At 41.8% G+C, this 10,940-nt stretch carries 8 protein-coding genes and 5 pseudogenes; 7 read left to right on the top strand and 6 right to left on the bottom strand.

The window, feature by feature from the left end; translation table 11 throughout:
• Positions 1-601 precede the first annotated feature (601 nt).
• Together H6G97_RS36870 and H6G97_RS36865 are read left to right on the top strand one after the other, a co-directional pair.
• Positions 602-790, top strand: coding sequence for a hypothetical protein (locus tag H6G97_RS36870; protein ID WP_190945645.1), 189 nt, complete (start codon positions 602-604; stop codon positions 788-790).
• Between the two features lie 211 nt (positions 791-1,001).
• Positions 1,002-1,268: pseudogene (locus H6G97_RS36865) on the top strand (ISKra4-like element ISAcas3 family transposase); the annotation flags it as partial.
• 107 nt (positions 1,269-1,375) lie between these two features.
• Here the strand turns inward: H6G97_RS36865 and H6G97_RS36860 are convergent.
• On the bottom strand, positions 1,376-3,718 hold the full coding sequence (locus H6G97_RS36860; protein WP_190945643.1) for an SBBP repeat-containing protein: 2,343 nt from the start codon (positions 3,716-3,718) through the stop codon (positions 1,376-1,378).
• Between the two features lie 515 nt (positions 3,719-4,233).
• Positions 4,234-4,434 (bottom strand): annotated as a pseudogene (locus H6G97_RS36855) (transposase); the annotation flags it as partial.
• 59 nt (positions 4,435-4,493) lie between these two features.
• Between H6G97_RS36855 and H6G97_RS36850 the strand changes: the two are divergent.
• The 3 genes and pseudogenes from H6G97_RS36850 to H6G97_RS56200 all read left to right on the top strand — a co-directional run.
• Positions 4,494-5,903: pseudogene (locus H6G97_RS36850) on the top strand (hypothetical protein); the annotation flags it as partial.
• A gap of 105 nt (positions 5,904-6,008) precedes the next feature.
• Entirely contained in the window at positions 6,009-7,352 is a 1,344-nt protein-coding gene (locus tag H6G97_RS36845) for a hypothetical protein (protein ID WP_190945641.1), read from the top strand.
• A 184-nt stretch (positions 7,353-7,536) separates the two neighbouring features.
• Entirely contained in the window at positions 7,537-7,752 is a 216-nt protein-coding gene (locus H6G97_RS56200) for a hypothetical protein (protein WP_422394244.1), read from the top strand.
• A 111-nt stretch (positions 7,753-7,863) separates the two neighbouring features.
• On the opposite strand, the gene H6G97_RS36835 is transcribed toward H6G97_RS56200, so the two are convergent.
• From H6G97_RS36835 to H6G97_RS36830, 3 genes and pseudogenes are all read right to left on the bottom strand, one after another.
• A complete protein-coding gene (locus tag H6G97_RS36835) occupies positions 7,864-8,472 on the bottom strand; it encodes a hypothetical protein (protein WP_190945639.1) in 609 nt (202 codons plus the stop codon).
• A gap of 30 nt (positions 8,473-8,502) precedes the next feature.
• Positions 8,503-8,610: pseudogene (locus H6G97_RS56195) on the bottom strand (IS982 family transposase); the annotation flags it as partial.
• Positions 8,611-8,714: 104 nt separating this feature from the next.
• A complete protein-coding gene (locus H6G97_RS36830) occupies positions 8,715-9,458 on the bottom strand; it encodes a hypothetical protein (RefSeq protein WP_190945637.1) in 744 nt (247 codons plus the stop codon).
• 536 nt (positions 9,459-9,994) lie between these two features.
• Here H6G97_RS36830 and H6G97_RS36825 point away from each other — a divergent pair.
• Both H6G97_RS36825 and H6G97_RS53545 read left to right on the top strand, forming a co-directional pair.
• A complete protein-coding gene (locus H6G97_RS36825) occupies positions 9,995-10,195 on the top strand; it encodes a hypothetical protein (protein ID WP_190945635.1) in 201 nt (66 codons plus the stop codon).
• Positions 10,155-10,697 (top strand): hypothetical protein, encoded by a 543-nt coding sequence (locus H6G97_RS53545; protein ID WP_242055794.1) that lies wholly within the window; start codon positions 10,155-10,157, stop codon positions 10,695-10,697. The genes H6G97_RS36825 and H6G97_RS53545 overlap by 41 nt, the downstream gene beginning before the upstream one ends.
• A gap of 107 nt (positions 10,698-10,804) precedes the next feature.
• On the opposite strand, the pseudogene H6G97_RS36815 reads toward H6G97_RS53545, so the two are convergent.
• Positions 10,805-10,940: pseudogene (locus H6G97_RS36815) on the bottom strand (IS630 family transposase); the annotation flags it as partial.

Genomic DNA, 10,940 nt, shown 5'->3' with positions numbered 1-10,940 from the left:
CAAACAGTCTCAAGTAGAAACTGAGCCATTAACTTACCTCTATATTCTTATTAAAAATTTTGGGTTTTGAGTCAACTCGCGTTGATCCCCGTTAACCCAGCGATGTGTACGATAGGCTACGCCTACGCTGATCAGACCATTTTATCTTTATTTAACTTTCTTAAAAATAGCTTACCGTTATCTTTGTCAAAATGGAATTAAGTTATCTAAATAAATTTGAGATCAATACTCTAAATAAATCTTATACAAAAAACTATGGTTCTTGCGTTACTTTTATGGTGAGAACGGAAATTGGCTCAATTTTAATAATTCCAATTTAGTATGTTTAATATCTGAAGTTGAGATACTGCAATAGGTTAAAAATTTCCAAATACTATCAAATAGCACATATTTTACCATATAAATGGTAAATTCATAAATTTTTATGCGTTCATGCCAGCAATTCTCATTATGACAATAATTATCACTATCATTCACGACTATGCAAAATTTACAGTTAAAGGTATGGTTTTTGTATCTCTTTAATTCGTAAGCGTAGGGAATTTTTTGAATCAACCAGGAATTTTTGATGAAATAGTGCTTTATTTCAGCAATTCTCATAATGAGAATTGCTGGATGCAGAAACTCATGCGTTGCGGCGAATTCAGGGCAGAATTCGGGGTTTGAGTACTTGCAGGAGTGCTGGAATAATGATCCGGCTTTGCAAATTGTGATCAAGAAATTGCTGGTGAAATTTCCGCAGTGGGGGATTGGTTGTGTTGATGGGATGCTGGTGGATTGGGACAAGTAATGATCACGGAATTATAGCCACTGCCAAAAATGCTTGCAAAGCATTTGCACCCATGCCCAAAATTAAGAAACAAAGTCCAACACATATTTTCTGTTAACACATTACATTCATGAATGAAATGCGAGGCGCTGTTTTGGGCACCCTGCAACCTGTACTTAGATTGATGAAAGAACGCAAATCCACACAGTACCGCTCCAAGCCAACTAAAGTAATGAGAACTTTCAGAAATGTTTACGCTTATTTTCAAGCTCATGAACAACACATTAATTATGGTTTGTTCAAATCCATGAATTTACCATTGGGAAGTGGTATGGTTGAAAGTGCTTGTAAATGGTTGATTCAGCAAAGATTTAAAGGTGTTGGGATGCACTGGAGTGAAGACGGTTTTAATCATTTACTACATCTGCGATTGGCTTGGGTCAATGGACGCTTTGATCACTTATTTCCAGATTCTACTTTCCCCTCCCCCAACCGCTAGATGCGCCCCTTGCAATACCTGTCTAAGCTCTACTCTCCGTCTTCCTAAAAGAGTCGCACCCAAATACTTTTGCAAGAGTTCTTGTCAAAACTTAAGTTCTAATCATTTCAAATCACTAGACTCCCATTATTAACTGCCTGAGTCAAACTTGAAGAAAAAGGACTCCCATTATTAACTGCCTGAGTCAAACTTGAAGAAGAGGCAGGTTGCAACTCAGAGTCAAATATGCTGTCAAGACTAGAAACAAACTGTCCATAGTTGAATGTACTACTGGTAGAAGGAGTAGTGATTCCCTGACCCAAGTTAAGATTGATCCCCTCAGCAGGGTTAATCCGGTTATCGCCTTGAGGCAGCCTTTCACTAGTTACAAGATTATTAATGATATCAATGGTACGAATGGGAGCAGGAGCGGCAATACTGAAGACATCACTTGCACTACTGATGCTATCAGTTGAACCAGTGAGGACATCACTTGAACCAGTGAGGACATCAGTTGAAAGACTGAGGCCATTAATTGATCTGCCGATAAATTTTTGCAGGTTTCCGCTGTTGGCATTAAGTTGAGCCAACCAACTGTCCACAGCTGAGCTAGTAACGCCAGTAGGGTTCGTTAATGAGCTATCAGTAAATCCAGTCAGGTAAAGCCTACCCGTTCCATCAGTAGTAACTCCTGTAGGGTAGTCCAGATTATTTTGTCTTCCAAATTGTTGAATCCAGTTGTTGTTGCCATTAGTGTCGAACTTCGCCACCCAGACATTATAAGATGGGTCTTTTGTGCCATTTCCCAACACGCCGTTAGTATGTCCGATGATAAAGATGTTGTCATTTTGATCGATCTGCATATCCGATAGGAACATACCATCATCATCTGGAGAACCAAACTGTTTAGCCCACACTTGAGAGCCATCTGGACGAAGTTTACTAATCCAAATATCGCGAGCGCCAGTTTGTCCGTTGCTTATGCCAATATTCCCTGTAGTCCATCCTGTAACGTAAATATTGCCCTGGCTATCAGTGTCAACACCCCAGGCAAAATCAAGTCCCTGATTTGTACTTCCAAGCTGTTGAACCCACTGTACCTGTCCTGCTGTGTTCACCTTTGACACCCAAGCATCGTACTTCAAAAGTTGTCGCAAGGGGTCTGATTCTGTGATTAAGCCTTGAGTCCAGCCTACAGCTATGCTATTGCCATTATTATCAACGGCAAGGTCGTAAGATTCATCAAAAAAGGGAGTTATGTCAAAAGGAAAGGTTGCTGAAGGATTTTTAATCAGGGTAGTCCACTGCTGGTTGCCATTGGTGTCAAACTTAGACACCCAAGAATCATCCTGAACCGCAAAATTGAAAATGTCTGTTCTTGTATTGTTTTTAATTGCGATTCCTGATACGTAGACATTCCCTAATGGATCTAGATCAAGTCCAAAGGCTCCGCTCGAAAAACCACCAGCACTAAACTGCCTACCCCAAACACGATTACCATTGGTATCATATTTTGCCACCCAAACATCAGTTTCTGTTTGCTTGGTTCCAAACAAGTTACCCGATGTGCCACCCGCTAAGTAGGTGTTACCATTCCTATCTGTGACGCTCGCAAAGTTAGACTCATCACCAGAGGAGCCAAACTGCCTACCCCAGACTAGGCTGCCATTGGTGTTATATTTCTCTACCCAAGCATCTCCCAAACCTTGATTGCGTCCAAACAATGTCCCGGTAGTAGTTCCTCCGAGATAAATATTGCCAGCAGAATCTGTATTCACAGCAAGGCTGAGATCGTTACCGGTAGTCGCTAACTGATCAATCTTCCTATACGCTGTTGGTTTTATTAGTGGTTTTTGACCGATAAACCGAAAATTATTCGAGTTCAAATCTAAATTGACTTCCGGCTTTGCAACCACAAAAGTTACGAGGTCAGGTAGTCCCTGTTGCACTGAAAATATACCTAGTCCAGAAAGAGGTTGTGCGATTCCTGCAACCTGCAAGTCAGTAACTTTTACGATTTGATAGTCTTGCGGTCTACCATTTAGCTGAATGATATCATTATTGACGCCGAAATCATAAATGACAGCAAACTCGTTCAAACCAAGGAAGTTTGTAGTTAGTAGGGTTGCTGGGTTAGAGGTGGTATAGTAGGGCTGAGTTCGATCACCGAGAACAAATCTGTCTGCCCCTACAGATGGGATATTTCTGTTTAGAATGAAAAATGGATTGCCACCTTGCTGGGCATTCTGAATATTGAGAATAATCTCAAACTCTTCAGCAGAGTTATCAAATAAATCGCCGAACAAATAATCTACATTTGTTGCTTGATTAGCGCTTACAACCGGATTGTCAGGATAAATCGTATCGTTTCCGGCACGACCGAAAAGGGCTTCAGAATAAGTTGTACCCGATGCGAGAACTAAATCGCTGGCAGGTGTTAATAATGAGATTCCTAATTGGTTATTAGCCATTTTGTTTAAATCCCTTATTTGAGAAACAATTTAGATTTTTTCGAGACTCAGTTTCAGATTTGTGGCTAACGCTCTTTTATTACTCTCCTTAGAGAATATTCTCAACCTTGTTTATCGGTGCTTGGTTCCAGTTTCCTGACAAGAATTTTTTAAATTTGCTGATAAAATTAGGCTTTGAAAAAGATTCAACATTAGCATTTGATTTTTCTCTATTCAGAGATATAAAACAGAGCTAATTCCCGTTATCTGGTGTCGATGATTTGGTAGTTTTTAGGTATCTCAAAGAATAATATGCAATACTTCTGCCAAATAGTAAAGAATTTATTTTTTATAAACTTGTCGCTTTCATAGTTGAAAATTCAATCAAACGATAAATCTTGATTTTTTAGTTAATCAAATACTCAATCCCCAAATTTTGACAACAAATTGTTGTCAAATTTTCGTACACATCAGCTGCTGCAATCAAGTAGTTCGACCAGGGTTAGCGCGTCTCAAACCCTATTGACAGTGGGATTCTAGGAGAGGATTAAATTTGGGAGAGATGCGGCTAACACAGAAAGCATATACTGATCATTCATAGCGGCTCGCCGTGACTTTTGGCGAATACTGCGGCGGAAAGATGATTCTCGCTCTAAGGCATTAAGAGCAATGCGACGTAGCAAAGAAAAATTCTGTGGACTGTGCAGAGAACGAATTCGACATTCATCCTCACCGAAGGGGAACATCCACTTTTGGCAGAAACACTCAAATAGCAAGTAAACCATTCAGATAAGCACGACGAATCAATCAACTGCTAGGAGCCAAAAAGGTCATAGACGCAGTTGGCGAGTTGGGGGGACACATCAAAAATGAGCGTCAAGCCCGTCCACTACTTCGCTTAGTTAAGGAACCAGAGAAACTAAAAGCTGCTGTAACGCTTGCTCTGAAAGATAATCCTTCCCCTGGTGAATCAGACTTTGCGGCTGCTGCAAATATTGTGGTTCCTCAACTTCCACGCAAAAAACAATCTACTCAGGAACCAATTGTTCCTAAAATTCAAGAACCAGTGGTTCCTCAATTTGCTAAAGTCACGGTTTCACAACAGTCACACCCAAGGTATGGAGATTCGGGAACCATTGAGGCAGACGCACCAAATCGCTGGCAGCAGATTGTTACCTTTGCTGATGGTGAGAGGCTGCTGATCAACAATGCTGATTTAGATGCCCACAGTGTCCCATTCCCCACAGAGCCAAGTTATCCACCACAATACTCTGAGGCGATCGCTGCACTCAAAGAACAACACAAGCAAGAGTTAGAGCGCTTACAGCAGGAATTGAAAATTAGGCTACAGTCAGAAGCCACAGCCAGAGCCGAAGAACAAGTAAGTGAGCAAATCCAATCCTTGCAAAATCTGTACAAGCAGCAGAAAGAGCAAAACATCCAGTTACAGCAACGGCTGGATGAAATGGAATCACTACGGCAGTTGGAGGCTGAGAATCAGCAGCTTAGGCAGCGTATTCAGGATTTCGAAAACGCGGTTCAACAGCACCCTTCTCTACGAGACGCTGCGCGAACGCAACAGTGGGGAAATACCATGACCCAGCAAGCGACCAAAGCTTTGAACAAGCAAGTAAAACAGGCGTTAGAAAAGACAATTGATTTGCGATCGCTAGCCCAGGAACCCCCAAAAGAGAATGCCCAAGAATGTCTGCGGCTCATGGGCATGGCACTGAAGAATCTAGCCAGCGCTATGAACAATACCCAAGCACTCGAAGCTGCGGCGATAATTCTGGGAAGTGAACCTACACCATCTGCGATCGCTTACCGAGCCGAGCAATTGGAAATGTTGCCCCAGGCAGTTAGTGACATTTAGCAGGTGCTTGCACAGCCTGGGTGTAGCTGGGAGGAGTTTTGGAATGTTGCCTAAGAGTATGAAGTGATTAAACAGGACTACTGGGCAGAATTGACCACCCAAGAAACTGATTTAGTTACCGCACTCCAGAAAGCATCCTCTCAACCGCGCACTATTGGCATTGGTTCTATTGTTGCCCACGCTGACCCTTACCGCACTTTGTATGTGGAAAAGGGTGAAGTCGTAGAGGATTTGGGAGATGAGGTAATCGTTGCATGGGATCACTGGAAGGAGCAATCGAAAAAGACTGATAGGTATTTCCGAGACGAGTTGCGCTTTTGGCAACCTCAATAAGCTTCCAGTGCATTGGTAACTTTTTAGACAACCGAATAGAAGTAACAAGCCCCGCATCACAGTGGGGGAAGTTTCCGTGCGTCAACAAAAACAGGAGATTGTAAAATGACTGCAACTATTACAAGACCCAAGCTCAAAAAGGCTGCTACTAAAGCACAGTCACCATATAAGCGGCTTCATGTGATTATTCCCGTCGAGGATATGCTGTGGGCATCGCAGCAAAAGCCATCAGTTACGCAATTGTGGCAAGAGTGTTGGACGGCTGACCCCTACGGTTCTCGATGGATGCCGCTAACTTCTGCTTTGGGGTACAATACTTTTATCTCTGCAAAGAAAATTCTCTCCGACAGTGGGCTATTCATTTTTAAGCCGGACAAGTCAATTCAGGATGGCCGGGAGACAGTGAAGTGGATGGTGCAGAATTTGCATGGTAGCCGGATGAAGAAATTTTGGGAGAAAGCTAATTCGGAAAATCAACAACTAGATGCTGAAAAACGAGAATTAAATGCTGGGGATTCAGAGATGAATGCTGGCTCTGAAGAAATGGGTGCTTCGTATACAGCATCTATTTCAGGTCAAAGTGAGTCAGAACAGGGGTTTCAGAAACCTTCACGAACTACTCAGGAACAGCTAACGAACTCTTCAAAAGAGTTCGTTAGCTGTGTCTCTGACACGCTTACGAAAATTTCGCGTGTAGAGGAGACGGCGAGTGCGCCCTTGGGGGGCACTTCGCCTCAGACTGTTGAAAGCGTGTCAGAGAATGAGGAAGAATTGCTTGTGGCAATGGACTGTACATCGCTGGCGCTTGTGGATGCTGTACCAAGTCAATCTGCTTCGTTGTTGGCTAAAAACCTCTCTTGTAGCGTTGAACCGAAAGACTGCCATGAAAGTACTTGTTCCGCCGCACCCGTCGCTCAAAATGAAAAATCTTTAACTTTAGTGATCGCAGATCAGAAAATAGAATCGAGTTGCCCCTCTGCTGAGTTGATGACTGAAAATTCGGTTTCGGGTGTAGAAATGAAAGCGTATCATGAAGGCGAAGGTTGCGCCGCGTCCGTCGCCCAAAATGAAAAACCTTTAACTTCAGCGATCGCTTATAAAACACAGGAGGAAGTAGAACAGCGTTATTCCACTTTGTTGTTAGTTGAAAATTCGGTTTCCGGTGTAGAAATCAAAGCAGTTCATAAGGGTGAAAGTTCCGCCGCGCCTGTGCCAAATCCCGAAAAGTGGTCACATGAGGCGATTGTTGTGCGGTCAAATCTGCGACCGGAGCGGATGCAGAAACTCAAAGTGGCGGCGAATTCAGGGCAGAATCCGGGCTTTGACTTTTTGCAGGAGTGCTGGAATGATGATCCGGCTTTGCAGATTGTGATCAAGAAGTTGTTGGCTAAATTTACGCAGTGGGGGATTGTTTGTGTTGATGGGGTGCTGGTGAGGTGGAATGAGTAGCGATGTCTGCAACAAGCCACTTTTGCAAGATGTTTATACTTCTTGACAGATGTATCGCCCCAAAACATCAGAATTTTGTAACTATTGATGTGTCTGCTGTTGAAGTTCCAGAGTTGACAGAAGGAGAACAGCGCGATAAGCCTGACGGCAGGGCTACGCTTACCGCCTCAACTTGGAAAGTAGAGTGGAACAGGTATTTTTTGAGGCGGGGAAGGCATTAATGGAATTACGGTATCGCAAGTTATATCACTCTACTCACAAAACCTTTGAGGAGTATTGCCGCGTTCGCCCTTGGCGTTGGCGAAGCCATCGCTTTGTCCATAATCGTTGTCAGTCCTTGACTACAGAAGTTGTCAAATTCATCGTACATAAAAAAATACTTAATTTTCCAATTAATTAAAATCATGAAAACCTCCGCTAACGACCCCCTTCACCTGCCGCTAACAATTTTGTAAATTCAACAACTAACTTAATACGGTCAGCGTGCAACGGGATTGTTAGCTCTTTGGCGTTATTTCAATGGACGACTGAGAAATTTGTTAATTTGATATACTGTATCCTGTGTAACACCAGTAAGTATATCTTTCCGAACTATCTTTCCATCTTGTCTTCTTCGAGCTAATTGAACAACTTGAACGTAAGCAACGCCTGCCGATGCGCCAATGAAAATTTGTTTGCTGGCTAGTGTAGCCTCTACAATTTGGTTGAGTGGGTATTGAACTGAGGTATACCAAAGTAGAATCTTAGAATATTTTATAGTCAAAAGTTTTCTGCTTTTGTCGAAAGTAAGAGAAGCAATCTGCGGAAACTGAAGCAAGCCGATGGCTGTAAGAGACAATAAAGCAACTCCTAGGAAAGGAATAGAAGCGAAAGTGACTGTGAATAAGTAACCAAGATTTCTTTTATTTCCTGGAAAGAAAAGATGAACCAGCAGCCAACCAATAGCAAAAGATATAGCAAAGGATTCATCGTTGGACAGAGACAGATTTTCCGAGATTGCTACAAAACAGATAGTAACAAGAACATTCACCCCTAGCGCTAAACATACCAGTTCGAAATCACTGGTAGGCTCTTCACGCCTAATCACTAGTCGCTCTTCCGTAGACTCTACAATCTTCATGATTATTACGTTAACGTAAGTTCGAGAAAACTAAAAAATGGCAGGAGGTAGCGCAGGCAAGTCTTTAGGGTAAATGTCAATAGAGGGTTTGTTGGGTAAGTAAGTATAAGCAACTAAACCAGCTACCAAATTAACCAATACGAAGGCTTATACTGCTGGCATAAAATTTGACTTCTTAAAACTTTTCAAATATCCTCTTATATTACTCTATAAAGATCATGATGAAAAATTAGCCAAACTGCTTAATCAATAGTTGTTTGTACAGATGCCTTGCTGAACAAACGTGGACTTGTAATCTTCAGCTTACCTTCGCTAGCTAGCTCCTCAGAATGTGTTAAATCAATCTCGCGGCTTTTGAAAATCCAATACGATGCAAATATAAAAATTGCAACTGCTTCAACAAAGAAAACTGTTGATCTTGCCTCTGAAGTAGGTTGTAAAACTAATGTCAGTAGCACAGTGATTATAGGAAAAACGATCATTCCTATGCCCATTAGAGGATATATCCTACTGTAAAAAGATCGAATATTATCATTTTTTATCAGCTTAAGCGTATCTGATGCTCTAAAAATGCAAACATACGCAATGGACAGGAAAAACAGAATTGCGAAAGTCCCATGTAGCGAGAATTTGCTACATGAGTTGCCGCAACCCCACTCCATAGGAAATAGCGCAACACCGACAACAGAGACTCCAGCAAGGTTTAATGCATAGTTTTCATAATTCGTGTAACCTCTATAGAGATACAGAAAGACCCCAACTGCACACAAGATACCAACAAATACGTCCCTCGTAGTACCACCTCCGCTATGATAATAAGCACTCATTGACTCTTGAAGCGGTAGGTTAGAGCGAATATACCCTACAATCCACAAAAGAAAAGGCAAGACAATTGCAAGCCCCGCTATTCCAATGCGAAGATTAGTATACGTAGAAGTGATATGCTCTTGCAGCTGCTCTTGAGGTTGCTCTTGTTTTAAACTCATTTACTTTTTAACTCCTGAAAAGTTTATCTATGCAGATTTTAGAAAAATTATCGACTTGTTTGTTGACACAATTTATATGTCATTGGAGGCTTTTTTGCATGAATCGAAAAAAGACACATTTTTCATGGATTTGAGCAGTAATTAGTCTGCCATCTTGTAACTATCCGTCTTACCTAACTGCATAATGCAGTTAAGCTTCAATTCGACAATAAACTGAATATAATTCCTTTGCCTGACTCATTTTCAGTTCTCATAAAACACAAGATGTATTAAAACGTTTCTTTGTTTAGACTGGGATACTAATCTGCATAATGGTTAGTGTAAGTAGTGTCTATATAAAGCTACAACTGTACAGAACTGAATTCCAGGCTGAATATAGCAATCTCAGTAGATTTACAATAGAGTTTGCTTAATTTTAATTAAGCTTTCCGCTATCAGCCTTGATTTGAGCGTTTCATTACAATTTATCGCTTGAATTTATTTGCTGATTAGTCACGGTTTCTTCCCTTTCGCACCCTCGCTATGGAGATTTGGGAGTGATTGAGGCTTCGGCTCCGAATAAGTATCAGCAGATTGTTACCTTTGCTGATGGCGAAAGGTTGTTGATCAGCAATGCTGATTTGACTGACGCAATTGTGTCCGAATCGAGTGAACGGACTTACGGCTACGCCTACGCAAAACTTTGGCCACCTGAATTTGAGTACATCGCTAGCGCTTGTGGATGCTGTACAAGGTGAATCTGCTTTGTTGTTGGCTGAAAACCAGGACTGTGGCGTTGAAGCGATATTCCCTCATGAGGGTATTTGTTCCGCCGCGCCCGTCGCTCAAAATGAGAAATCTTTAAATTCTGCGATGCCTGCGGCGGGCGTAGCCATCGCTAATCAAACTCAGGGGCAGGGGCAGGTAAAACAGGGTAATCCCACTTCGTTGTTAGTTGAAAATTCAGTTTTAGGTGTAGAAGTCAAAGCAGTTCATGAAGGTGAAAGTTCCGCCGCCTTTGTCCCCAGTGGTGAAAAATGGTCGCATGAGGCGATTGTTGCAAGGTCGAATCTGCGACCAGAGCGTATGCAAAAACTGAAAGTAGCAGGAAATTCGGGGCAGAATCCGGGGTTTGACTTCTTGCAGGAAGGTTGGAATGACGATCCGGCTTTGCAGATCGTGATCAAGAAATTGCTGGCGAAGTTTCCGCAGTGGAGAGTAGCAGTTATAGATAGGAAATTGGTTGAGTACAATGAGTAAAAATTGCTGGACACATTGTAGCCATTGCCTCACTTTGATAAAAATTCCCTATATATTTTGAGTTAATTGAGTTTCAATAATTGAAAACTATAGCAATCCTAAATGATTTATGAGAAAACACCATACTCATGAAGTTTGGAGAAGTCAAAAACTTGACAATGAATCGATAGCTCAAATAACGCCTTGACTACGGTAAAAGAATGACAGAAAAAATAAAACTCTCTAATTAATCGTTTTGCTTGC

This window comes from Nostoc flagelliforme FACHB-838, from assembly GCF_014698065.1.
Classification (GTDB): domain Bacteria; phylum Cyanobacteriota; class Cyanobacteriia; order Cyanobacteriales; family Nostocaceae; genus Nostoc; species Nostoc flagelliforme_B.
The sequence above is the reverse complement of the archived record's forward strand: the minus strand, read 5'-3'. Positions and strand labels throughout refer to the sequence as shown.

Excerpts from the sequence above, each read along its gene's own strand:
- H6G97_RS36870 (WP_190945645.1), top strand. The coding sequence starts at position 602 with ATGAGAATTGCTGGATGCAGAAACTCATGCGTTGCGGCGAATTCAGGG.
- H6G97_RS36835 (WP_190945639.1), bottom strand. The coding sequence starts at position 8,472 with ATGAAGATTGTAGAGTCTACGGAAGAGCGACTAGTGATTAGGCGTGAA.
- H6G97_RS36860 (WP_190945643.1), bottom strand. The coding sequence starts at position 3,718 with ATGGCTAATAACCAATTAGGAATCTCATTATTAACACCTGCCAGCGAT.
- H6G97_RS36845 (WP_190945641.1), top strand. The coding sequence starts at position 6,009 with ATGACTGCAACTATTACAAGACCCAAGCTCAAAAAGGCTGCTACTAAA.
- H6G97_RS36830 (WP_190945637.1), bottom strand. The coding sequence starts at position 9,458 with ATGAGTTTAAAACAAGAGCAACCTCAAGAGCAGCTGCAAGAGCATATC.